The 25717-nt window shown below is 43.8% G+C and carries 21 protein-coding genes and 1 tRNA gene; 6 read left to right on the top strand and 16 right to left on the bottom strand.

Annotated features, from left to right (window positions below):
• Positions 1-99: 99 nt before the first annotated feature.
• From DWW86_RS11300 to DWW86_RS11290, 3 genes are all read left to right on the top strand, one after another.
• On the top strand, positions 100-1455 hold the full coding sequence (locus DWW86_RS11300; protein WP_117943176.1) for an MATE family efflux transporter: 1356 nt from the start codon (positions 100-102) through the stop codon (positions 1453-1455).
• Positions 1456-1752: 297 nt separating this feature from the next.
• Entirely contained in the window at positions 1753-2844 is a 1092-nt protein-coding gene (locus DWW86_RS11295; protein ID WP_072523012.1) for an ABC transporter ATP-binding protein, read from the top strand.
• Positions 2845-2915: 71 nt separating this feature from the next.
• Positions 2916-3998 (top strand): PucR family transcriptional regulator, encoded by a 1083-nt coding sequence (locus tag DWW86_RS11290; protein WP_117943174.1) that lies wholly within the window; start codon positions 2916-2918, stop codon positions 3996-3998.
• Here DWW86_RS11290 and DWW86_RS11285 read toward each other — a convergent pair.
• The 7 genes from DWW86_RS11285 to DWW86_RS11255 form a co-directional block, all read right to left on the bottom strand.
• On the bottom strand, positions 3987-5036 hold the full coding sequence (locus DWW86_RS11285; RefSeq protein ID WP_117943172.1) for a sulfate/molybdate ABC transporter ATP-binding protein: 1050 nt from the start codon (positions 5034-5036) through the stop codon (positions 3987-3989). The two genes, DWW86_RS11290 and DWW86_RS11285, sit on opposite strands and share 12 nt — an antisense overlap.
• Positions 5036-5731, bottom strand: coding sequence for a molybdate ABC transporter permease subunit (gene modB, locus DWW86_RS11280; RefSeq protein WP_117943170.1), 696 nt, complete (start codon positions 5729-5731; stop codon positions 5036-5038). The genes DWW86_RS11285 and modB overlap by 1 nt, the downstream gene beginning before the upstream one ends.
• Before the next feature lie 71 nt (positions 5732-5802).
• Positions 5803-6636 carry a molybdate ABC transporter substrate-binding protein gene (gene modA / locus DWW86_RS11275; protein ID WP_117943168.1) on the bottom strand — a complete coding sequence of 278 codons (834 nt, stop codon included), beginning with the start codon at positions 6634-6636 and terminating at the stop codon, positions 5803-5805.
• Positions 6637-6782: 146 nt separating this feature from the next.
• The gene (locus tag DWW86_RS11270; protein WP_117943165.1) at positions 6783-7646 is read right to left on the bottom strand and encodes a hypothetical protein; all 864 of its coding nucleotides are present in this window, start codon (positions 7644-7646) and stop codon (positions 6783-6785) included.
• Between the two features lie 165 nt (positions 7647-7811).
• The gene (locus DWW86_RS11265; RefSeq protein WP_072523006.1) at positions 7812-8711 is read right to left on the bottom strand and encodes an undecaprenyl-diphosphate phosphatase; all 900 of its coding nucleotides are present in this window, start codon (positions 8709-8711) and stop codon (positions 7812-7814) included.
• A gap of 240 nt (positions 8712-8951) precedes the next feature.
• Positions 8952-12167 carry a carbamoyl-phosphate synthase large subunit gene (gene carB / locus DWW86_RS11260; RefSeq protein ID WP_072523005.1) on the bottom strand — a complete coding sequence of 1072 codons (3216 nt, stop codon included), beginning with the start codon at positions 12165-12167 and terminating at the stop codon, positions 8952-8954.
• Positions 12154-13242 carry a carbamoyl phosphate synthase small subunit gene (locus tag DWW86_RS11255; RefSeq protein ID WP_015543347.1) on the bottom strand — a complete coding sequence of 363 codons (1089 nt, stop codon included), beginning with the start codon at positions 13240-13242 and terminating at the stop codon, positions 12154-12156. The genes carB and DWW86_RS11255 overlap by 14 nt, the downstream gene beginning before the upstream one ends.
• 257 nt (positions 13243-13499) lie before the next feature.
• On the opposite strand from DWW86_RS11255, the gene DWW86_RS11250 reads away from it, so the two are divergent.
• Positions 13500-13583: transfer RNA gene (locus DWW86_RS11250), tRNA-Leu, on the top strand.
• Between the two features lie 612 nt (positions 13584-14195).
• Here DWW86_RS11250 and DWW86_RS11245 read toward each other — a convergent pair.
• Genes DWW86_RS11245 through DWW86_RS11225 form a run of 5 tightly spaced genes read right to left on the bottom strand, consistent with a single transcriptional unit; the run spans position 14196 to position 19937 of the window.
• Positions 14196-15599, bottom strand: a complete 1404-nt coding sequence (locus DWW86_RS11245) for an ArnT family glycosyltransferase (RefSeq protein ID WP_117943163.1) — start codon at positions 15597-15599, stop codon at positions 14196-14198.
• Between the two features lie 20 nt (positions 15600-15619).
• Complete coding sequence (rffA, locus tag DWW86_RS11240; protein WP_117943161.1) at positions 15620-16747, bottom strand: dTDP-4-amino-4,6-dideoxygalactose transaminase; 1128 nt, start codon at positions 16745-16747, stop codon at positions 15620-15622.
• A gap of 9 nt (positions 16748-16756) precedes the next feature.
• A complete protein-coding gene (locus DWW86_RS11235) occupies positions 16757-18040 on the bottom strand; it encodes an ATP-grasp domain-containing protein (RefSeq protein WP_117943159.1) in 1284 nt (427 codons plus the stop codon).
• Positions 18037-19005: a hypothetical protein gene (locus DWW86_RS11230; protein ID WP_117943157.1), complete on the bottom strand. Its 969-nt coding sequence runs from the start codon at positions 19003-19005 to the stop codon at positions 18037-18039. Before DWW86_RS11230 ends, DWW86_RS11235 begins: the two co-directional genes overlap by 4 nt.
• Positions 19005-19937: a glycosyltransferase family 2 protein gene (locus DWW86_RS11225; RefSeq protein ID WP_072523000.1), complete on the bottom strand. Its 933-nt coding sequence runs from the start codon at positions 19935-19937 to the stop codon at positions 19005-19007. The genes DWW86_RS11230 and DWW86_RS11225 overlap by 1 nt, the downstream gene beginning before the upstream one ends.
• A gap of 157 nt (positions 19938-20094) precedes the next feature.
• Between DWW86_RS11225 and DWW86_RS11220 the strand changes: the two genes are divergently transcribed.
• Complete coding sequence (locus DWW86_RS11220) at positions 20095-20445, top strand: DMT family transporter (protein WP_072522999.1); 351 nt, start codon at positions 20095-20097, stop codon at positions 20443-20445.
• A complete protein-coding gene (locus tag DWW86_RS11215) occupies positions 20438-20776 on the top strand; it encodes an EamA family transporter (protein WP_072522998.1) in 339 nt (112 codons plus the stop codon). The genes DWW86_RS11220 and DWW86_RS11215 overlap by 8 nt, the downstream gene beginning before the upstream one ends.
• Positions 20777-20895: 119 nt before the next feature.
• On the opposite strand, the gene DWW86_RS11210 is transcribed toward DWW86_RS11215, so the two are convergent.
• The 4 genes from DWW86_RS11210 to DWW86_RS11195 all read right to left on the bottom strand — a co-directional run bounded on the left by DWW86_RS11210 (position 20896) and on the right by DWW86_RS11195 (position 25654).
• On the bottom strand, positions 20896-21507 hold the full coding sequence (locus tag DWW86_RS11210) for a zinc ribbon domain-containing protein (protein ID WP_117943155.1): 612 nt from the start codon (positions 21505-21507) through the stop codon (positions 20896-20898).
• A gap of 48 nt (positions 21508-21555) precedes the next feature.
• Positions 21556-22983, bottom strand: coding sequence for an ATP-dependent Clp protease ATP-binding subunit ClpX (gene clpX, locus DWW86_RS11205; protein WP_072522996.1), 1428 nt, complete (start codon positions 22981-22983; stop codon positions 21556-21558).
• A gap of 144 nt (positions 22984-23127) precedes the next feature.
• Positions 23128-24630, bottom strand: coding sequence for a S1C family serine protease (locus DWW86_RS11200; protein WP_117943153.1), 1503 nt, complete (start codon positions 24628-24630; stop codon positions 23128-23130).
• A 103-nt stretch (positions 24631-24733) separates the two neighbouring features.
• Positions 24734-25654 (bottom strand): glycosyltransferase family 2 protein, encoded by a 921-nt coding sequence (locus tag DWW86_RS11195; protein ID WP_117943151.1) that lies wholly within the window; start codon positions 25652-25654, stop codon positions 24734-24736.
• Positions 25655-25717: the final 63 nt, after the last annotated feature.

Below are 25717 nucleotides of genomic sequence, written 5' to 3'. Positions count from 1 at the left end.
ATCATATACAACAATACCGGAATCGTATTTTGATTTCATTTTCTTTATAATGAGGCGTGCAGTAAAAAAGCATGTACTACTAAGGAGGTTCTTAATATTATGTCCGGAACAAAGTCTAAAGAAATGGATCTTACCGTTGGAAGTCCATTCTGGTCTTTACTAAAATTCGCAATTCCCGTAATTCTGGGTAATCTATTTCAGCTCTTTTATACACTTGCTGACTCTGTGATCGTCGGTAAAACACTGGGGGCAAATTCCCTTGCGGCAGTCGGCTCCACCAGCATTATCATTTATTTTGTCTTTTGTTTTATCAATGGTTTTACAGGTGGTTTCGGCATCTGTCTCGGCCAGCGCTGTGGCGCAAAAGATGAAAAAGGAATGCGAAAAAGCGTTGCCGCTTCCACGCTGCTCAGCATCATTTTTACAATTGTGCTGACGCTGATCTGCTGCCTCCTGGCTCATCAGATTCTTCGGTGGATGCAGATTCCTTCTGATATTTCCGGTGAAGCCTATGACTATATGTTTGTGGTACTTCTCGGAACAGGTGCAACTGTTTTTTACAATATGATTTCCAACATGCTACGTGCACTGGGCGACAGCAAAACACCGCTCTACTTCCTGGTATTCTCCTCTGTATTGAACATTTTTCTTGATGTTCTGTTTATTGTACCTTTACACATGGGAGTAGCAGGTGCTGCATGGGCTACAATTTTGTCCCAGTTTCTCTCAGCAGTACTCAGTCTCATCGTCGGACTGAAAAATTTCCCGATACTGCATCTGCGCCGTGAAGATTTCCATGATCTGAACGACACGATCAGTCTTCATCTGAAAACCGGATTTCCTATGGGCTTCCAGATGTCTGTCATGTGTATCGGACAGCTCGCAATGCAGACTGTCGTAAACTCCCTCGGAACTGCTGCCGTAGCCGGATATACTGCTGCCTCTAAAGCAGATCAGCTTTCCGTACTTGTAAATAACGCAATGATGACAGCCATCTCCAACTATGTTGCCCAGAACTTCGGTGCAGGCAAAAAGGACCGTATCCGTCAGGGCGTTCGCGCATCTCTGATCCAGACCGAAGGCTTCAACCTTCTTATGTGTATCGGCATCCTGCTTCTTCGCCACCCGATCGTGCGGATGTTCCTCTCTGATCCGACAGTCGAAATCTATCATTACTCCGATGCGTATCTGACGATCGTGGCTCCTTTCTATTTTATCCTGGGGCTGCTGGCAGTTTACCGAACCTCGATCCAGAGTATGCAGAATGGACGCGCTCCTTTCGCGGCATGTATGATCGAACTCGTCATGCGTATTGCAGCGACCGTCGGACTTTCCGGTATCATCGGCTATACCTCCGTATGCATTGCCAGCCCACTTGCGTGGTTCGGTGCCTGCGCACTTCTGATTCCCGTATACTATCGGATGATGAAAAGGCCATTAGCATCTGCAAGTTAGACAATATATTTTATTTCGTAATAATTGTTATTGTTCGCTCCGTTCACAGCAAACTTGGTTAAAATCCATTCCATATCATCACTTGCCAGCCAAAGCCTTATCTTCTATAATATCTTTATGATAACTCCCATCTGGTTTCGGCAGAGTGACAAACCTACCCGGGCTTTTCGTCAATCTGTCAAGAAACCTCCGAAATCTTTGTAAGGTTCAACTCTGGATTCCTCCGGGAAATTCCAGTATACTAATAACAGTTCAAAACATGAGCAAAACTTACTTAATATTTTGGAGGGAAAAATAATGGCAAGTTTATCTTTACAGCACATTAATAAAACATATCCAAACGGTTTCGAAGCCGTTAAAGACTTCAACCTTGAAATCGAAGACAAAGAATTCATCATTTTCGTAGGACCTTCCGGATGTGGTAAATCTACTACACTTCGTATGGTAGCCGGACTGGAAGAAATCACCAGCGGTACCTTAAAGATCGGTGACAAAGTTATGAACGATGTAGAGCCGAAAGACCGTGACATCGCAATGGTATTCCAGAACTACGCTCTGTATCCTCATATGACCGTATATGATAACATGGCATTCGGACTGAAACTTCGTAAAGTTCCGAAAGCTGAGATCGACAAAGCAGTTCGTGAAGCTGCAAGAATCCTTGACCTTGAGAAACTTCTTGATCGTAAACCGAAGGCTCTTTCCGGTGGACAGAGACAGCGTGTTGCTATGGGACGTGCAATCGTTCGTAATCCTAAGGTATTCCTTATGGATGAACCGCTCTCCAACCTGGATGCAAAACTTCGTGTACAGATGCGTATCGAGATTTCCAAAATCCATCAGAGACTGGGTGCTACTATCATCTACGTAACACATGACCAGACAGAGGCTATGACTCTTGGTACTAGAATCGTTGTTATGAAAGACGGTGTTGTTCAGCAGGTTGATACACCTCAGAACCTCTATCAGAAACCGGGCAACCTCTTTGTTGCAGGATTCATGGGATCTCCGCAGATGAACTTCCTTGATGCCCAGATCAAAGAAAAAGGTTCCGACATTGTTGCAGTTATCGGAAGTGATGAACTCGTTATCCCGGCAGCTAAAGCTAAAGCACTCAAAGATGGCGGTTATGTAGGAAAGACCGTTGTTATGGGTATCCGTCCGGAAGACGTTGCAGATACACCGAACGGCTCCATGTCTTCTACCGTTAAAGTTTACGAGCTTCTTGGTGCAGAAGTATTCCTGTACTTCGATGTGAACGGTACACAGATCACAGCTCGTGTTGATCCAGGTACAAAAGCAAAAACAGGTGATCCGGTTAAATTCGATTTCAACATGGAAAAAACACATTTCTTTGATAAAGATACAGAACTGGTTATCACTAACTAAGATTCAATCAGAATATCAGACCCGGGGCAGTTTACCCCGGGTCTTTTTTTCAGAAAGGATGATTTGATTTCATGTCTGTACAACGTACACTTCAAAAATATATGGATAACTGGAAACGCATCAGCCATCTCGACTTCTGCCTGCTTCTGGAGGACAATTCCGTTTTCGTTACGACCTGCGAAAAAAGACTCCCATCCGCAGCAAAACTTGATGACTTCCGCCAGAGCACCGCACTCTGTCTGGCCAATACAACCTGCTGCCTGTACAAAATTACCGAAAAGAGCGATGTTCCCTATCTTCTCGTCGTATGGGGAAGCGCTGCTTCTGTCTCAACGATTGGTGAACTGGCTGTCTGCCAGATTCAAAGCATCCTGGAAGGTTTTTCCGAAAAAAATGACAAAAACTCTTTTATGCAGAAACTGCTTCTGGGAAACTATACAGAAGTAGAGGCTTTTAACCGTGCGCGCAAACTGCACATTTCCACCACTGCACGCAGGGCAGTCTTCCTCGTTACAACCAGACAGTCGCAGGATGAACATGCCCTTGCAACAATCAAAAATATCTTTTCTGCACGCACGCACGATTTTATCACTGCGATCGATGACAGTGGCATCATCATTGTTCGTGAACTTTCTTCTACGGAAACTTATGAAAATCTCGAAGATACCGCTCATATGCTGGTTGATATGCTCGGCGCAGAGGCCATGACACAGGCATGGGTTGCCTACAGCAATACCGCCGACGATCTCCGTGAACTTTCCAGTGCATATAAAGAAGCACGCACAGCACTCGAAATCGGTAAGATTTTTTATGCTGAACGTGCTGTATTCGGATATCGTACCCTTGGTATCGGGCGTCTGATCTACCAGCTCCCTGTCTCCATCTGTGAGATGTTCATCGAAGAAATCTTCGGTGATGAGTCACTTGATTCCATCGACGGTGAGACGCTGGCGATCATCCGCACTTTCTTTGAAAATAACCTGAATCTCTCCGAAACATCCAGACAGCTCTACGTACATCGCAACACGCTTGTCTACCGCTTCGAAAAGATTCAGAAAAAATTCGGTCTCGACCTCCGTACTTTCGAAGATGCCATGACCTTCAAACTGGCTATGCTTGTTGCCGGTTATCTGAAATCAAAATCACTTCAGTAACATCAGATGCTCCGGCGGCAGATACAGATATGGCGGCAGATTTTTTTCATGTGGATCCCGGAAGTTTTCTTTCGGGCGCATCCACCAGAGGGCTGCTCCTTCTTCCATTCCCGGATTTCTGACCAGGTACTGATGTTCAAATGTTGTTTCCACATATTCCGCTGCCTCAAAGGCAATGCAGTTTTTACCTGCTTCCTGCACCGGTTGGATCCAGTGTCCGCGGATGGCAACATGCGTCATATCTGCTTCCACCTTCTGTGCAGTATGGAGTGATACACCCCAGTCAAGTGCAAACACTTCATGATCTCCCATTCTCTCAATCCTTGAACTGTTTTTGCAGCCGGTCAGTCTGGAGGCTTCCAGAAGCTGTGGCTGTTCAAATAAATCTCTTGTATTTCCGAAAATCAATGTCTTTCCTTCTCTTAAAAGCATCAATTCACTACAAAAACGAAATGCCTCATCTCTGCTGTGCGTCACCATCAGCATATCTCCCTGATACTGTTGCAGAAATTCCTGCATATCTTTCTGTAAAACATCCTTCAGATATCCATCCAAAGCCGAAAATGGCTCATCCAAAAGGATCATTTCCGGTTCTCCGATCATCATTCGGGCAAGTGCTACTCGCTGCTGCTGCCCTCCGGAAAGCTGTGCCGGATAACGGTTATCCAGCCCATCAAGCTGATATCTCTTCAGATAGTCACGTACCTTTTCTTCTTTTTGTGATTTTTCTCCACGATAGCCGCAGAGAATATTGTCTTTGACCGTCATTGTCGGAAACAATGCATAATTCTGAAATAGATAACCGATCCGCCGCTCCTGTGGTTTCAGATTTATTTTCTTCTCAGAGTCAAACACCGTTCTTCCATTGATTACAATTTTTCCCTTATCCGGAGTTTCGATCCCGGCGATACAGCGGAGCGTCATACTTTTTCCGCTTCCGGAAGCTCCGAGGATTCCGGTTGACGAAGTAGTGCTCTCAAACGCAGTCTTAAGAGAAAATCCTTTGAAATTTTTTTCTATATTTACCTGTATTGCCATCAGATCCACCTTCTACTCTTCATGCCTCTGCCTGAGACAATATTTATCAGTGCCACGATCACAAACGATATCAGAACAATCACCACAACCCAGAAACCTGCCACATCATAATTTCCTGCTGCTGTTTCCGCCGCAATCGCAACGGATACGGTACGTGTCTTACCGAGGATATTCCCCGCCAGCATAGAAGTTGCACCATATTCACCGATTGCTCTCGCAAAGGCAAGAACGGTACCGGATGCAATGCCAGGTGCTGCTGCCGGAACGATAACCTTCCAGAAAATTCTGCGGTCACTCATACCAAGAGTCTGACCTGCATAAATGAGGTTTACATCCACCTGCTCAAATGCGGCACGTGCGTTGCGGTACATCAGTGGAAAAGCAATGACTGCTGCTGCGATCACGCAGCCTTTCCATGTCTGAATGACCTTGAAATCAAAGCTTTCCAGTAGCAACTTACCGAACGGTCTGCGCAGACTGAAGATCAGCAGAAGAAAAAATCCTGCCACTGTTGGTGGAAGGACAAGTGGCATCGTAAAAATACCATCCAGAATTGCTCTTGATACCGGTTTCAGTTTCATGATTTTTCTTGCACAGAAAATCCCCAGAAAAAAGGCAATAACCGTCGCCACAAAACCGGTTTTTAAGGAGATCCACAGTGGACTCCAGTTAATTTCCTGTATAAATTCCATCATTCTTTCTAATTCCCCTGTATGCACCAAAAGGGGCTGACATATCTGCCGCCCCTTTTGTATTTAATTTTTTCTTATTTTACTTCTTCTGTTGTATCAATTTCCTCTGCTTTGTACTGTGCAAATCCATATTCTTCGAATACTTTCATTGCACCATCTGTCTGAAGATATTCTAAGAAAGCTTTTGCTGCTGCAGATTCGGAATCAGATGCTTCAGAATCAACGATAAGCCCTGCCGGATAGAGAACCGGTGTTTCCAGAGAACCAGCCGGCGCTTCTGCGATAATATCTACTTTGTCGGCAACGGAAGCTGCATCTGTTGCATAAACAACACCGATCTCGTTGCTTCCCTCACTTACAGATGCAAGTACTTCCGTAACGTTCTTTCCTTCATTGATCTCCATCTTGTTGATATCATCTTCAATACCAAGATTCTTAAAGATTTCACGGGAGTACTGCCCAACCGGAACATCCTCTCCTGCAAGAGCGATATTCTCTGCATCTGTGATGTTTTCGAATCCGGTAACCTTTGTCTCGCCATCCTTTGGTTTGATCAGAACGACTTTGTTTTCAAGAAGATCTACAACTGAATCTTTGTCTGCAAGTTCTTCGTCTACAAGCGCATCCATCTGCTTGGTAGCTGCGGAAAAGAAGACGTCACATCTTGAGCCTTCTTCAATCTGTGTCTGAAGTGTTCCTGAACTGTCTGCATTGAAGAGAATATTTACATCCGGATATTCCTTATTGAAATCCTTCTGGATATCTTCCATTGCATTGCTTAAGCTTGCTGCGATAAATACATAAAGATCACCACTTGCATCCTCTGCGGCTGCTGCCTGTACGCTGCCTGCACTCATACCTGCCGCCATAGCACCTGCCAGCATGATCGTTAAATTTTTTTTCTTCATGATAAATCTCCCTTCTTTTCTGTACTCTTTCCAATAATTTCATTACTGCGTTGATAATATTTTAACGGTACAGAAAATTTCCGTCAATTTATCCGACTTATTTTGCAATAGAACTTACCAATAAATCTTAAAGAAATTTTTATAGATTAATAATTCCAGTCGCCGCCCTCTTCATCGGTGTCATAACCTTCGTCTACATAATCATCGTAGGAAGAACCGTCAGAGCTTCCATCATCATAGGAGGAATCGTCATAACTGCCATCATCGTAATTACTGTCGTCATAGCTGCCGTCATCGTAGCTTCCGTCATCAGAACTGTCATCAGAACTGTCATAGCTGCTGTCGTCATAACTGTCATCATAGCTGCTGTCATCATAACTTGTATCCTCAGAACTATCGTCAGAGGAAGATGTCTGCTGTGAATTTTCCTTTGTATCTTTTTCTTTCTTTTCAGAAAGACTCATATAACGAAGATATGCAACGGAACTCTCTTCGTCGTAAGCAAGAGAAGCTTTTTCCATATCGCCAAGGTTTACACTGTAGATCTGGTATGCATCACCGGATGCAGTCACAATCTTCATATCATACATAGCAGATGCACCGGAAGTATCTGTTGTTGAATCTGTGCTTTCTTCACTGCTGTCTGATGCGGAAGAAGAATCTGCTGTGTAATACATCTGCACCTGTTCTGCCGCCTTTACAGAAGATTCTGACGGAATCAGGTTTTTGCCCCAGTCTTCTCCGCCGGATGTCATCAGATAGATTTCTCTGATATCGTTCTGAAGACTGTTGGTCAGGTAGATATATTTTGCCTGAGATGTTTTTACACCAATTACCTTCGGTGCCGGTGTAGAGGTCGGTACCGGTGTGACTGTTACCGGAACTTCTGTAGGTGTCGGAGTTGCTGCCGGTGTCGGAGTTACCTCAACGACAGATCCCTTTGAGCCGCATCCTGCAAGAGCAAGGATCATTGTCATTCCAAGAACGGCGATGATATGTTTTGCTTTCATTATTTCCATCCTTTCCGGTCTATGCTAGACCGTTGATACATTTTCTTGTTTATAAAATCACAGACATTATCCCACGTAATCCGCAAAAAGTCAAATTTCCGGTTTTATCAGAGGAAGTATGTCTCGGGATTTTGTCATATTCATGACAAGACACCTCGCGGAATATTACCTGTGAACAGCAACCGCAAAATAACCCAGCACAAGGATACCAAGGACAATTCGATACCAGCCAAATGCTTTAAAGTCATGTTTCTTAATGTAACCCATCAGGAATTTGATTGCGATAATGGATACAAAAAATGCAACAACAACGCCTGTCACCAGTGTCAAAATCTCTGCCGGTGTGAAAGCGAAACCAAATTTTACAAGTTTCAGAAGGCTCGCACCAAACATTACCGGAATCGCCAGGAAAAAGGTAAACTCTGCTGCTACAGTTCTTGAAGTTCCCACAAGGATTCCTCCGATGATCGTGGAGCCTGAACGTGAAGTTCCCGGAATAACAGAAAGTACCTGAAAGATACCGATCTTGAATGCGGTACCAAAACTTAAATCTTCAAGGGAAGTACATACCGGTTTTCTTCTTTTATTGTAGTTCTCTACCAGAATGAAGATTACACCATATACGATCAGGGCAATTGCAACCACTATATAATTGTTGAATTTTTCTTCGATAATATCATTAAACGGAAGTGCGATCACGATTGTCGGAATGCATGCCACAAGAATCTTGAACCACAGGATCCATTTGGTTTTGTCACAGAATTTTTCGACAAACGTCATCGCCACACGAGATACCGGATTCATGCGATTAAGTTCTTTACGTTTTTTCGTGGAAATCTCTCTTATATAAAATGGCCACAATTTACTCCAGTATAAAACAACAACTGCAAGAATCGCACCAAGCTGAATCACAACAAGGAAAAATTCCTTAAACTGCGGTGTCATTTCCATCTTGATAAATTCATCAACAAGAATCATATGTCCGGTACTGCTGATTGGAAGCCATTCCGTAATACCCTCGACGATTCCGAGTATCACAACTTTTATAAATTCCAGAACACTCATTTTTCTTTCCTTTCTCTTTCTTATTTTCTTTATGATATCTTCGAACTGTCCGTGCACTGCACTTCTACAATTCATACATTATCAGTATATTACAGTTTACATGCTTCGTAAACCTCTCCGCAGGTTTTCATATAAAGTTTAACTTTTGTTTAGCTATTTGCTGTAATATCTGTAATTTCTTCTAAAGTAAAAACCGGAGAAACATGTTCGTCTCTCCGGTCATAAAATTCTTTTTATTTTTTATCTGTCTGCGATCGTTGCAATATCGATCAGTGTCAGGTTGTGAAGGTCTGTGTTCTCAAGGCTGGTTACAAGTGCTTCTGCTGTATCCAGACTGGTAAGAACATTGACACCTGTCTCAATTGCATTTCGGCGGATCACGAAACCATCTTTCTGATGTTCCACACCCTGCGGCGGTGTATCAATAACAACGTCGATCTTATGTCCGAGGATGAGATCCATAAGGTTTGGTGCCGGCTGTTCCAGTTTATTGGTACGAATCGCCTTGATTCCATTTTCTTTGAGAACTCTTGCCGTTCCTCTTGTTGCGTAGATACGATATCCGAGCGCTTCAAAACGTCTTGCGATCGGAACAACTTCCTGCTGATCCTCATCTTTGACAGTGATGATCATATTTTTGTACTTCGGAAGTTTGATTCCGGCACCGATGAAGGCTTTGTACAGAGCTTCATTAAAGTTCTCTGCGATACCAAGGCACTCACCTGTAGACTTCATTTCAGGTCCGAGGCTGATGTCTGCACCACGGATCTTCTCGAAGGAAAATACTGGCATTTTGATCGCGATATGTTTTGCTTCCGGCTGAAGTCCCGGCTCATATCCCATGTCTTTCAGTTTGTATCCGAGAATGACCTTTGTTGCCAGCGGCACGATCGGAATTCCAGTTACCTTACTGATGTACGGTACGGTACGGCTGGAACGTGGGTTTACTTCGATAACATATACTTCTTCACCGCATACGATGAACTGAATATTGATCATACCGATTACGTGGAGTGCTTTTGCCAGACGGCGTGTGTACTCTGCAATCGTGTCTTTTGCTTTCTGGCTGATCGTCTGTGCCGGATATACGGAGATACTGTCTCCGGAATGGATACCTGCACGTTCGATATGCTCCATGATACCAGGAATCAAGATGTCATCGCCATCACATACGGCATCGACCTCGATTTCTTTACCCATCAGATATTTATCTACAAGGATCGGGTGTTCCTGCGCAATCTGATTGATGATTCCGATGTATTCTTCTACATCTTCATCACTGACTGCAATACGCATGCCCTGTCCGCCAAGAACGTAGGAAGGACGTACAAGTACCGGATAGCCAAGCTCATTGGCTGCTTTTTTTGCTTCTTCGGCAGTAAAGACAGTATGTCCCTTCGGTCTCGGGATCTGGCACTGTTCCAGAATCTCATCGAACAGTTCACGGTCTTCGGCTGCATCTACGTCTTCTGCAGATGTTCCGAGGATTTTTACACCCATTTTCATAAGTGCTTCGGTAAGTTTGATTGCGGTCTGTCCACCAAACTGTACGACTGCTCCGTCTGGTTTCTCAATATTTACAATGTTTTCTACATCTTCCGGTGTCAGTGGTTCGAAATACAGTTTATCTGCAATATCAAAATCGGTGCTGACAGTTTCCGGGTTGTTGTTTACGATAATTGTTTCGTAGCCCTCTTTTTTGAATGCCCATGTACAATGTACAGAGCAGAAGTCAAATTCGATACCCTGTCCGATACGGATCGGACCGGAACCAAGAACCAGGACTTTCTTTTTATCATGAGCAGCTACTGCTTCATTTTCTGTATCCGGTCCACCATATACAGAATAATAATATGGTGTTGCGGCAGCAAACTCTGCTGCACAGGTATCTACCATCTTGTAAGCGGCTGTGATCTTGTATACCTGACGGAGTGCCTTGATATCGGCTTCTGTTCTTCCGCAGAGGTTTGCGATCACGTAATCCGGAAATTCCATACGTTTTGCTTCCAGAAGAAGTTCTTCTGTAAGCGGCTGAGTCTTAAGCGCCTGTTCCATCTCTACAAGGATTGCAATCTTGTCGATAAACCAGCGGTCGATCTTTGTAATTCTGTGGATGTATTCTTTGGAGATATCTCTTCGGATTGCTTCTGCTATCTTCCAGATACGACGGTCATCTACAACTGCCAGTTCTTCGATCAACTCATCCTCATCAAGACCTGTAAAGTCATAGGACATAAGACTGTCTACATGCTGTTCCAGAGAACGGATGGCTTTCATGAGAGCACCTTCGAAGTTGTGGCAGATACTCATAACTTCACCGGTTGCTTTCATCTGAGTTGTCAGAGTTCTCTTTGCAGTAATAAATTTATCAAACGGAAGTCTCGGGATCTTAACTACACAGTAGTCAAGCATCGGCTCGAAACTTGCATATGTTTTTCCTGTAATAGCGTTCGGAATCTCATCCAGTGTATAGCCCAGAGCAATCTTTGCAGCAACTTTGGCAATCGGATAACCTGTAGCTTTACTTGCCAGTGCGGAAGAACGACTTACACGCGGGTTTACCTCGATAACACAGTATTCAAAACTCTCCGGATGAAGAGCGTACTGTACGTTACATCCGCCTGTGATTCCAAGCTCTGTGATAATATTCAGCGCGGAAGTACGAAGCATCTGGTATTCTTTGTCTCCCAGTGTCTGGGACGGAGCAACTACGATGGAGTCACCGGTATGTACACCAACCGGGTCAATATTTTCCATGTTGCAGACTGTGATACAGTTGCCTGCGCTGTCACGCATAACTTCGTATTCGATTTCTTTCCATCCTGCGATGCAGCGTTCTACCAGAACTTCTCCTACTCGTGAAAGACGGAGACCGTTTTCAAGGATTTCTCTGAGTTCGAATTCATTGTTGGCGATACCGCCGCCACTTCCGCCAAGTGTGTAAGCAGGACGAAGAACGACCGGATATCCTATGGTTCTGGTGAATGCCACGCCGTCTTCTACGGTTGTTACGACTTTGGATGCCGCAACCGGCTCACCGATCTTTTCCATGGTATCTTTAAATTCCTGACGGTCTTCTGCTTTCTTGATTGTTTCTGCAGTAGTACCGATCAGGCGTACGTTGTGTTCTTTGAGGAAGCCTTTTTCTTCCAGTTCCATAGCAAGGTTCAGGCCTGCCTGTCCACCAAGTGTCGGAAGTACGCTGTCCGGCTGTTCTTTCAGGATGAGCTGCTCTACAACTTCTACTGTCAGTGGCTCGATGTAAACTTTATCTGCAATATCCTTATCTGTCATGATCGTCGCAGGGTTGGAGTTCAGGAGAACTACCTCCATGCCTTCTTCTTTCAGAGAACGGCATGCCTGTGTACCTGCGTAGTCAAACTCTGCTGCCTGACCGATGATAATCGGACCGGATCCAATTACAAGAACTTTATGTATATCTTTATTTCTCGGCATGATCTGTTCCTCCCATCATTTTCATAAATCTGTCAAACAGGTAGCTGGAATCCTGCGGTCCGGGGCATGCTTCCGGATGGAACTGAACGGTAAAGATGTTCTTCCCTTCGTAAGCCATTCCTTCGTTTGTACCATCATTTACGTTGATAAATGCAGGTTTGGCAATGCCTTTTTTCTCAAGTGCTTCTGCATCTACCACATAGCCGTGGTTCTGTGAAGAAATGTAAACACGTCCTGTCTCAAGGTCTTTTACCGGATGGTTGCCGCCGCGGTGTCCGTATTTCATCTTGTGTGTGTCACCGCCTGTTGCAAGTGCCATGAGCTGATGTCCGAGGCAGATTGCAAAAATCGGTACATCGGATTCGTAGAGTTTACGGATTTCTTCTATAATAGTGGTACATTCTTTCGGATCTCCAGGACCATTGCTCAGCATGATTCCGTCCGGAGCATCTTTCAGGATCTCTTCTGCCGGTGTCAGTGCCGGATAGATTGTCACCTGGCATCCTCTTTCATTCAAAGAACGGGCGATGTTACGTTTTGCTCCAAAGTCCATGAGTGCCACTTTTGGTCCGTTACCTTTGAGTACTTCTTTTTCTTTGCAGGTAACTTTTTCAACTACTTTTCCTGTTGTATATGCTTTTAAGCGGGGGATTATTTCGTCTAAATCATAATTTTCATTGACAGTGATCATACCATTCATGGTACCTTTTTCACGAAGAATTTTGGTAAGAGCACGGGTATCAATACCGGCAATACCCGGAATATCATGTTTTTCAAGAAAATGCTGAATTGTGTCCACGCTTCTGAAATTGCTTGGGACACGTGATAATTCACGAACGATAAAACCATCAATCCATGGTTTTCTGGATTCCTGGTCCTCATAACAAATACCATAGTTACCAATCAGAGGGTAGGTCATGCAGACAGCTTGTCCTGCATACGACGGGTCGGTCATTACTTCAAGATATCCGGTCATGGATGTGTTAAACACGATTTCGCTGATGACTTCTCTTGTCGAACCGATGCTTGTTCCTTTAAAAACATGGCCGTCTTCTAATATCAGAAATGCTTTCATATAATCTCCCTTTCTCTTGTTTTATCCTAAATCTTCAAGATTGTATCACAAGAGCTTTTGTTTTTCAACAGGTTAAAGTACTAAAAATAATTAAGTTGTTCAAAAAAACTTTGTTCTGGTGATTGGCTGGGTAAATTGTTGCTTTTGCAAGTATTATTAAAAAAATTAATTTTTTTTTATTTTTTCTATTGACATTTGGGTTTTGTTGCGTTATTATAAACAGGCAGTCGACGAGAGCGACTGATTCATAATGAAATGCAGGAGTGGCGGAATTGGCAGACGCGCAGGCTTCAGGTGCCTGTGGTCGCAAGATCGTGTGGGTTCAAGTCCCATCTCCTGCATTATTTTTTTATCTTAAAACAAAAAGCGTAAAATAAAGGATATGCTCTGATATAACAGATACCCGGTCCGGTAACAGCTTCGGAATTTGGAAACACTATGGCTATTCTCAGTCTGTTAAAACCATGAACCAAAAGCACATAACTCGCTATCGCTCAGACAATGTGCTTTTGTTCCATAACACAGCCTGCGAATAACCTAAGTGTTACCATAAATTCCTCCAGAGGTTACCGGACCGGGTATCTTTATATTCAGAGCTTTTCTTTAGTTTTACATGTGGGCACCGCTCACGCTCCGCGCTATCCCGTATAAAGTCCGGTGTGGGATATCTGGAAACCTCAGAAAAATTCCCGGCAGGTATCATCTGGTATCGGCTCGCTTGAGGAACTTCGTGAAGGTATCTGGTTGTACAGGTTTTGCGTTGATGCAGAAAATGCTGCTGTCTGAGCGCCAGCGAGTTCTGCATTTTCTGTATCGCTTTTAGCAAAGTTCTGTACACCATGATATCTTAGAAGTTCCGATTTGGGCCAGTATCAGATGATACCTGCCGGAAATTTCCTTCTGATTTTCTTATTATATCCCCACACCGGGAATCCTTTATCACTCTCTTCCTCTCACATTCCTGCTATAAATGCCCGTATGCTGAACGGCACATCTCTGTACTCAGGCCAGATCACAGCAAAGAACACAAACAGCGCCAGCACCATCAGTGCCACGCAGATGGCCGCATATACACCTTTTCGTACTTTTTCATTCTTAACCGTCACGTCAAAAAGGTTTCCATATCCAATTACCATAAAGTAGGTCATCGGGATCAGCATCGGCAAACTGTAACGTCCCTGCGGCTGGTAGTCAGATGCGTAAGAATAGTACGCATTCAAAATATTCGGGATGATCATTGCGATCAACATGAACCAGTTGAACATCCCCTTCACGCTCCACTGCTTCTTTACGCGAAGTGTAAATGTCTTAACCGGATGCAGGAAGATCAGCAGAAATCCTGCTTTAATAAAGTCCATATAATTGTTGATCAGCCACTTCGGCATGAACACATTCATATTTCCGAATCTTCCCACAAAACTTTGACTGACAAGTTCCACCCACGAAAATCCTTCGGATTTCGGGAATCCCTGATTCAGCATATCCCATAAGGTATAACCTGCCATCTGTGGTGTCTGTTTCTCAGATGGTTTATAAGCCGGTTTTGCATACTTCTCGGCACAAATAGAAGAAGCATTCATGCCAAGGAAATCCCCGTCATAGAGGATAGCATTTCGGACAAACCACCATGCCGCCAGAATCATAACAATTACGCAGACCAGAAGTCCTTTTTTTGCAAAATCTCCGTAATTCCCTTTCTGTTTTGCTTCCATAAACAGTGTTATGCCAAAGAAAAAAATACTGCATAAAATAAATCCATATGCATTATAATAAGACAGCGTACACACTGCCACACCAATTGCCAGAATGATACAGTTCTTATATGTCCAGCCTTCCGTGAGATAACGCACCCACGCATAAACGATCACTGCTGTGGAAAATACCGCCAGTGCATCGCAGTTGACATAAGTAAATACAAACAACGAACCTGGAAGCAGACCGACAAATGCTGCAAAAATCCATGCTTTTCTGCGGTCAAACAGGCGCTTTCCCATATCCAGGGCCAGCCATACCGTACCAAGTCCCAGAAGGATATTGACAAAACGTGCCGCCATAAGAAGCGCAAACGGTACTGTTGTTATGAAGCTTACCAGTTTCATAAACACTGCCGCGATCATATAGTCCAGAATCGGAGAAAATGCATATGAAATTCCCCATACGATATTTCGGACTGCAGGATCATCCCCTACCGGAAGACTTCCATGCTCATAAATATAATATGCAATCTGATAACGCATCGGTTCATCCGGTCCGGCGCCATTTGGCTGAACCCTCGCCCACATCAGATAAAATACCAGAAGAAACAGGAAAAACAAAATTTCTACTACCGTTTCTGTACTGATTTTTTTATGTTTCAATACCCTTTCCTCCACTGCACTCAAAATTCAAACTGATGGATCTTTTCTGCAATATAATCCACATTTTCCATAGAAAGATCATAAAACATCGGAAGTCTCAGAAGACGTTCACTCTCTTTTGTCGTGTATACATCTTCCCCGCAGAATCTTCCGAACTTTTCTCCTGCCGGAGAACTGTGGAGCGGAACATAATGAAATGCCGGTGCAATGCCGTTTTCACGAAGATATGCGATCAGTCTGGTACGGGTAGCCAAATCCTTTACCTTAATATAATACATATGGGCATTATGCGCACAGCCATCCGGTACAAATGGACGATCAAGTTTGCCCTGTGCCTCCAGATCTGCCAGTCTCTCATGATAGCCGTCATAAACCTGATGACGTTTCCGGTTGATCTTGTCACATTCTTCCAGCTGGGCATACAGGTATGCTGCATTCATCTCACTTGGAAGATAGGACGAACCATAATCGATCCAACGGTACTTGTCTACCTGACCACGAAAAAACTTGCTTCTGTCCGTACCCTTTTCCCTGAGGACTTCTGCCTTTTCCTGATATTCATTTTTCTGGAAAACAAGTGCACCGCCCTCACCCATCGTGAAGTTTTTGGTTTCGTGGAAACTGTAACATCCAAAATCACCGATCGTTCCCAGAGCTTTTCCATGATAATAGGCATCTACACCCTGCGCAGCATCTTCTACAACTTTCAGATTGTATTTCTGTGCAATTTCCATAATCTTATTCATCTCACATGCAACACCGGCATAGTGAACCGGAACAATTGCCCTGGTTTTGTCGGTAATTGCCTGTTCAATAAGATTCTCATCAATATTCATCGTATCCGGTCTGATATCCACAAATACGATTTTTGCACCACGGAGCACAAAAGCATCCGCCGTCGAAACAAAGGTATAAGACGGCATGATCACTTCGTCTCCCGGCTGGATATCACTTAAAAATGCCGCCATTTCCAACGCATGCGTGCACGATGTTGTCAGAAATACCTGATTGACATCAAAACGTTTCTTCATCCATTCAGAACACAGCTTTGTGTATTTGCCATCACCGCAGAGCATTCCCTGTGCAACAGCATCCTGAATATAATTTAATTCTTTTCCGACAAGTGCCGGTCTGTTAAAATCGATCATCTGTCTCCTCTACTCTTCTGTTATAAAATAATCCGGTATCTGGTTTCGATATGCGATCTCCTGCCCGTCCGGATCAGTCATGCTCATCTTGTCAAAGAAATATTCGGTAACCTCATCCAGCTTTTCTCTGCTCTCTGTTTCCATATAATACAGTGCCAGATACGGATTTGGTCCATATTCTACCACAGTCTCACCTGTCTTATAAAAGATCCACGGTTTGACCACAGCTTCGTTTCCGGCAAGCTCATATGCCTTTGTCTGATCAGCAATCTTGCGAAGTTTTCCATGAAAATATACAACCGCCCCATGATGCAGCGGATGAAAAACATCATGTCCGGCAAACATCTCTGATATTTTTTCCTTCTGATATACACCAGCCAGCAGGAGTTCTTCTATATTAAAGCCATAGACCATATCGGTCAGTTCATGTTCATATCCAAAAAATCTTGCTGCGATCTCGCAGACCTGAATACCTTTACCCGGCTTCCAGAAAAACTGCATAGAAAGAGGTCCGTCCATCTGTCCGGTATGTGCAATGTAAGACTGTAACAAGTCCTTTGCCGGCTCATACACATGAGAAAGAAGGCGGGATGGATAGACATTTCGCGTACTGATCGGAAGCATGTCTGCCTCCGGCTGCGTCTTCTCTCTGTCCGCAATACTGATCACATTCACTTTGCCATCAGAAACCCAGGTCATCATATTAAACTCAAATCCATCGTTGTATTCTTCTACCAATACCTCGTCCAGATCTGTAAATTCTGCGGTACGTATAACCTGCTCTGCCAGTTCACTTTCATCGTGGATAATATAGATTCCTCTTGATCCATATTTGTCCATCGGCTTACTGATCAGCGGATAAGAAAGGGAGTGAACCAGCTGTTTTATTTTATCCGGTTCGCAGGACAGACTTACCTGTATTTTCACATAGCCCGGTGTCGGAAGCCCAAGCTTCGAGAGTGTCTGACGGCACACGGATTTGTCGCGGTACCACGGAATCTGCTCTGGTTTCAGATAACACGGAAGATCTGCCTTCGCCGCGATTTTGACCATGCATTCCATCAAAAGGTCAGAAAATGAAGTAATGATTCCATCGACCCTTTCTTTCTTACAGAGCTCCGCAATCGCATCTGTATCTGTTACTGGCAAAACATACGATGCATCAGCATATGCCCTCGCTTCTCCATCCGGATAGCCATCACAGACAATCGTATAATATCCTCTTTGTTTTGCTTTCTGTACAAGCTGTACAAATTCTCCAAGCGTTCCCAGAATCAATAATCTGTGGTTCATTCTGCGGATGCCTCCCATTCTCTGATCCTTGCTGCTATATATCTCATTTCCTCTTCACCGTAGCGCTGATCGCACGGCAGAGGAAGTATCTCTGCTGTCCACTGGTATTCCAGTGAATCTTCACTGCACTGCTCAAATATGTTTTTCCAGTATGTCGGCACAAAAATTTTGTGTCCCGCCAGCCATCTGCGAAGCGCCATCCCATTCTTATGATAATACGGATATGCAAATGGACCTTCCGGAATCACACGGTTAAATACAGAATCTGACGGAAGCAGTTCTGCCAGCAGCGCATAATTCGCTTCTCTCTGCTTTTTGCCTTTCTCATAATCAATGGCTTTCAGAAGGTTACTCGTCAACCTTGACATCTTTCGGATCTCCATGCCCTCATAACCAGCTGCATTGTCAAGCATTGCCTGATAATATTTTCCTGCATTTTCTTCGTAACGCCCCAGAATGTGACTCATACGTCCACCGGATCTGTCCTCCGGCTTCTCCCCGGATAAAGCAATATCCGTTGATACATATGCCCCATCACTGACGCCCCAGAATTTCCGGCAGGAATACAGGGTATCCACTCCCTTAAGCGGTTTCTGAAAAAATGCATGTGTATGATCCACGATCACATTGCCATAAACTTTCTGACAGTACAGGATTTTTTCGTCTGTAAGCTGACCATAATAACTGACCAGATAGAGGCATTCCTCTGCCGGAAGTTCCCTTTCTTCCAGAAGAATGTTTAAATCCGCATCAAGATGGTAGAATTCCACTTCAATATCATGATCTCTGCAGATATCAATGACTGACTGGCAAAGAAATACCGGAAGATATATCTTCTTATACTGATGCGACTCAAGAAGCCACAACAATGCAGTTCTTCCGAGATTTACTTTATACAGATCCGGATAATACTCTTCTCCCGCCATTTCCTCCAGCTCAAAATAACCGCCGATTTCTTTTTTCATCAGTCTGTGTCCTCCCGACGAATCACGTAGTGAGGCATCTTTTTCGCCTCATTTAAAATATTCATCAGATAAATTCCCATAATTCCGATCGACAACAAAATCAGTCCAAAAAAAGCGAGCATTACCAGCATTAAGGAGGTCCAGCCTTCTACCGAAATTCCAAAAGCAAAATATCGGATCAGGAAGTAAACTGCCATCACCATACTCACCAGAAAACTTACGATTCCGATATTTCGAACCATAAGAAGCGGAAATGCAGTGTGTGCGGTAATATCATAGATCAGATCCTTCAGAAGTCTCTTGAAGGAGTAGCCGCTCTTTCCGTAAGCTCTGGCGGCATGCTGTACCGGCACGTTGATGATACGGTTCGATGTCAGAACCAGAAGGTTACCGATCTGTGGCAGGTATGTATTCGTCTTTACCATCGCATCTACAAGGAAACGACGAATCAGGCGATAACTGGTGATCTGAAGATTCGGATCCTTACCAAGCATTTTGGATGTCGCCCACACAGAAAACTTCGTGCCGAGTCTGCGAATAAATCCATGCTTTCTGCCTTCATAACTTGCAATGATCGCGTCCACATCATCACGTTCTCTCATCACATTAACCATCTTCGGCAGTTCCTCTGGCTGATGCTGCAGATCATCGTCCATTGTTACAACAAAATCTCCACGGACATGCGCAAAGCCGCACAGGAGTGCAGGATGCTGGCCGAAGTTTCTTGCCATCTGTATAATTCTGACTCTCTGATCTTTGTTTCGAAGCTCTCTCATTACTTCGAAAGAACGGTCTTTCGATCCGTCATCAACAAGAATCAGCTCAAAATCTTCTTTTATGACCTCCCGGAAAACCTTTTCCAGCCGGCGGTAAAGTTCCTCAAGTGTATGTTCTGAATTGTACACAGGAACCACAACGGAATACAAACTCATATGTTTCCCTCGTTCTTTCTAATTTAGCATTCTTTTTTATCATATCATTTTCGATATGTCTTGTAAAGCAATCAAAAAATTCCTGTCGATTCCTATTTTAAATCCATGGTATTTGTTGTACAATGTCAGAAAACCATTTATATTTTTCGGAGGAACCATGAAAAATTTCCGTAATTATCTACAGCTTCATTTAAACATCCTGCTGTTTTCACTGACAAGCGTTTTTTCGAAGCTTGCATCCATCCAGTATAACCGAAACGGGCTGCATGCACCGCTTCTCTATGTATTTCTTTTTCTTATGATCGCCAACTGCGGCATTTATGCAATTGCCTGGCAGCAGGTCATCAAGAAATTTTCCCTGTCGACTGCCTATGCCAACAAAAGCGTTTACCTTCTGTGGTCGCAGATCTGGGCAGTGATCATCTTTCACGAGCAGCTTTCTCCACAGAATATTCTCGGAATCCTGATCGTATTATTTGGAGTATGGACGGTGCAGCGTTATGAATAGAACATTTCTTTTTATCATGCTGGGAGGAACTTTTTTCTCTGCGATCTCCCAGATTCTTTTAAAGCAGAGTGCAAACATCCAATACAGTAATCCCCTTCGGGAATACCTGAACTGGCGTGTCATTTTAGCGTATTTTCTTTTTTTCGGTATTCTCCTTCTGAATACCTGGTGTTACACAAAAGTCGATATGCGCTACGGTCCGGTCATTGATACCGCCGCCTATGTATTTGTCCTGCTGCTCTCAAAGGTAATCCTGAAAGAAAAAATCACCCGGGGTAAATTTATCGGCAATCTGATCATCATTGCCGGAATCATTGTTTATACACTGTAATTGATTCTAGCAATTACCTGAAAACAAAATATCTTATGGATAGAAACGGACAGATGAGAACCTTTCCCATCTGTCCGTTTCTATCTGTGCAGTTTATGCTGCCCTGCTGTCTGCTCTGTTTATTCTTCTGTCGTTGCTTCTTCTGTAGCTTCTTTCGCTTTTTCTTCCGCTTCAGCTTCTGTAATTTCCTCTCCAGCTTCGTCTGCTGTCGGTTCTTCGGTAACCTCTGCAGTATCTGCTGCTTCTGTGTCTTCCTCTGTCTCTGCTACTTCTTCTGCGGCTTCTTCCGACTTTTTTTCTTCCTCTACCTCCTCAGCAGTGCCCTCGATCACATCACCGGCATCCTCTTCATCTTCCTGTGTCGGACATGCCGCACCACAGAATTTGCAGAATGCAGCATTCTTCTCAACTTCTTTACCACAGGATGGACAGATTCGTCTGCTCCTGATTTTCAGATCGTTGATATCTGTACGTAACTGTTCAATCTGTTCCATACGCTGATCAATCTGCTCACAGAGTGCTTTCTGTGCATCGTCCACAGGTACTTCTTCTTTGTAATGCCGGTACACGATTTTGCCCAGATCTGCCATGATCTTATCAATCTGACGTTCTTCTGCGGAAATCTTATTTTTAAGACGCTGTGTCTCATAAGCATCCTCTGCACGTCCGCTTAATTCTTTTGCAGTTTTTGAAAGTGCCTGTCCAAGATTACCCAAAAAATCCTTTGCCATAATACATTTCCTCTCTTTCTTGATCCATGTGAAATCTATGTTGCAAAATTACTTTCCACTTTCGAGAAGCGGTACTTCCTGTCCGCGAAGCAGAATCTTCGGTCCGCCGTTTCCCTCAATATAACCTCTGGTAATTACTACCTCACCTATATTGTCATCCTTCGGAATCTCATACATGATATCCAGCATATATTCCTCAAGAATTGCGCGAAGCGCTCTGGCTCCGGTGTGTTTCTCCATTGCTTTTGCAGCGATTGCGCGAAGTGCATCCTCCTCAAATTCCAGCTTGACTTCGTCCAGTGCCAGAAGCTTCTGATACTGTTTAAGGATCGCATTTCGCGGCTCGCGCAGAATCTGCACCATCATATCTTCCGTAAGACCATTCATTGTAAATATAATCGGAAGTCGTCCGATAAATTCCGGAATCATACCAAAATTTCGAAGATCGTCCACAGTAACCTTCTCAAGAAGATTCGGATCATCATCGTATTTATCTTTCAGATCTGCGTAAAATCCTATTGATGCCTGTTTGTTCAGACGCTCTTTGATGATATTCTCAAGATCCGGAAAAGCACCTCCACAGATAAACAAAATATTTCTTGTATTCACTGTAGTCAGCGGAACCATTGCATTTTTGCTGTTGGCCCCAATCGGCACCTCGACATCACTGCCTTCAAGGAGTTTCAGCATCCCCTGCTGGACCGCCTCACCGCTGACATCTCTCTGATTCGTATTTTTCTTCTTCGCGATCTTATCGATTTCATCAATAAAAATAATTCCATGCTCGGCCTTCTCGACGTCATTATCTGCAGCCGCAAGGAGCTTCGAAACAACGCTCTCAATATCATCACCGATATAGCCTGCCTCTGTAAGGGATGTCGCATCTGCAATCGCAAGCGGTACATCCAGCAGTTTCGCCAGCGTCTTAACCAGATAAGTCTTGCCACATCCGGTCGGTCCGATCATCAGCATATTGGATTTCTCGATTGCGATCTCATCCATTGTATCGGTCGCAACACGTTTATAATGATTATAAACGGCAACAGACATAACCTTTTTCGCATGCTCCTGTCCTATCACATATTCATCAAGTGTTGCCTTGATCTTGTGTGGTGCAGGAATTTTTTTCAGATCGAGGACCGGAGCTTTCTTTTCACTTTTTTTCTTCTTTGGTTTTGGCTGCTGTCCCATCTGGTTCTGGAAGCTGCTCAGATCGATCATACTGATATTCGGCATGTTAAACAGATCACCATAATTAAAATTACCACTCTGCATCTGTGTATTCATGCTGTCGAAACTTCTCTGCATACAGTCCGGACATATATGTATATTATTCGGAAGATCGATCATCTTTCCTGCCTGACGCTCGGAACGGTGACAGAGGGTACAGAACTTCTCCGGTTCATAATCATCGGTCTGATCGTCTGTATCCTGATTTTCTTCCTCTATGATTTCATCATTGTATTTATCTGTCATATAAACTCCTTTCATTTACGGCGCTTCGCAACTGCTCTCATATGCAAAACGCACAGGCTAATGGCTCCTGTCCCGGCCCATTTGCCTATGCGTTCATTATAACATAACCTATCACACTGTAAACTAAAGTTTTTATAAATTCGATCAGCCTGTGTAATCTGAACGGTTTCCAAGTGTCACGTAAATTGTTTTCTGTACATATTCTCCGTTATCCGCTCTGGAAACAATAACATCCACTGATTCACCGGCTTCATAATAAGCCAGTTTATTTTCCAGATCTTCTCTGCCACTTACTGTCTGTCCGTCAAAGCTTACAATAATATCGCCCTTCTGAATACCAGCCTCGTCTGCTGCAGAATCTTTATCGACACGGATCACAAAGGCACCTTCAGGCATATCATACATCTGGATTGCTTCCATTGAAAGATCTGCAGAAGTAATTCCAAGATATGCTGCCTTTGAATCATCCTCTACTTTATCCCTTGTCTGACGGTTCATAAGGTCTTCCAGTATCGGCTGTGCTTTAGAGATTGGAATCGCATAACCCATACCTTCCACCGCACTGTCGGCATACTTCGCAGAATTGATACCAATCACTTCTCCCTGCATATTAAGAAGTGCACCTCCACTGTTGCCCGGGTTGATCGCTGTATCTGTCTGGATCAGTCCATCACTTGTCGTACCGTCACTTGTCGAAATACTTCTGTTTAAAGCACTGATCCATCCGGATGTTACAGACTGTCCATATCCAAGTGCGTTACCGATCGCAACAACCTGTTCTCCGACTTCCACTGAATCAGAATCCCCAAGCTGCGCAATCTTGATCTGTGATAATGTATCCTCCGGAATGTCTGATTTCTGTACGGCAACTACCGCCAGATCATTTTTTTCATCTGTACCTTTTATCTTCGCACTGACAGCATCCTCCACATTGACATCGCCATCACTCTCTGAGGACATGTCCACAGTCTCTGCCTCTGCATTGACTACATCACTTCCGGCAAAACATACACTGAGTGTCGTCGCACCGTCTACAACGTGATTATTTGTTGCAATCAGAAGTTCATCATCATTTTCGCCTACAATGATACCAGAACCACTGCCTTCGCTGGAATACTGCTGTGTACTTCCATATCCAAATCCAAATGCACGGAAATAATTCGGAATCTCCTGTATACTGACAGATGTAATTGCAACAACGGTCGGCATTGCTGCTTTCGCCACATCGGAAACGCTTCCTGTCTGAGCCTGAGTACTCTGTTCCGCATCAGCAGTGCTGTCTTTGGAAGCATCTGCACTATCTGGAGCTGCATCATCTGATGATGCACTCACGGCAAGCCCTGCTGTCTCTATCTGTGGTTCTGTCTCATCTGTCGTTGTAAACACATAGCGGTCTGCTAAAAAACTCACGCCCTGAAACACAACTCCTGCAACCAGTCCAAAAACTACCGCAAGGGAAATTGTTGAAGCCAGTTTCTTACCTCTGCTTTTCTTTTTACGTTTCTTTCTCTCCGGTTCATGCCCTGTTTCATTCACATATATCTGATGCATATTGTAATGTTCATATCTCGGCGGTTCCCCGAACCGTTCAGTATCTCTATCATTCTGCGGAGCATTTCCCGAATTCCATTTTTCTTCGTCGTTCATGCTGTGCTCCTTTCTGTTTTCTTCTTATTTCTTATCATGAAAACAGTGTATCAGTCAATTGTGTTGAAAGTGTGACAACTCCTTTAAAAAAGCGTGTTTCCGCTCATTTCCAGTAATTCGGACTCATCGTACACCACAAAACAAATTTTTTCGGCAGTCTACGGAAGTTTTTTCCTGCCAGATATCCTGCATACTTACCTGCGCACTGCATAACAAAGCCCGGTATCAACCATATTTTTCCTGACCGAACGAGATGGGAAAGTGTTTTTTTAACAAGGCGCATGCCTTCCCCTTCGGACGGTACTCCTTCGAATATTTCAGGATGCTCCGCCTGTGACACACCGAGATCAAAATTCCTGTGGAACTGCTGCATACAATTATAATTATGAGAATGTATTACTTTTGCTTCTGCTGCATAGGCAATTCCATATCCAGCCTGGATCAGTCCTCCCGCATAGATCATATCCTCATTAAAAATAGTACGGCGTACAAAGCCCCCCTGTTTCTGATAAATATCTTTTTTGTATGCGGCACAGACGTTGGAACAGAAAAAAGTTTTAATTCCGTATTGGTCCATATCTTTTTTTGTCTTAACTACGGATCTGTCCGAATAATTAAATGCTCTTGTATACCGCTCCACAAAGCTGCACTCCGCATTCGGAAGCTGTCTTGCATAAGCTGCTGCAATATTTTCGTCCTGCTCAAGTGCTTTCAGAAGCTCTGCAAGCAGCTCCCGGTCCGCCGGCATGGCATCCTGTGTCATAAATATCATCACATCCGCATCTGAAAGTTCCGCTGCCTGCGCTCTCGTACCACCATGGTCAAACTCCGATTTTGCAAGATGATGAATTTCCATTACATCAGATAATTTTTCCCATTCTTTATTCCACATGGATTCCTCTGTATTCATTACAATGATCCTGTGGATCGGAACAGACTGTTTTTCCAGTCTTTTGATAAGTGTGGCAAATTCCTTTCCCGGATGATAGGCCGGAATGATCACATCCACTGTTTTGTTTTCCATAGTATCTCCTTATCGGCATTTCACATACCTGATATTTATTATATCCTTATGGATGTATGGTAA

Source organism: Ruminococcus sp. AF17-22AC, assembly GCF_003460065.1.
Taxonomy (GTDB): domain Bacteria; phylum Bacillota; class Clostridia; order Lachnospirales; family Lachnospiraceae; genus Blautia_A.
This window is presented reverse-complemented; position numbering and strand designations above follow the sequence as displayed.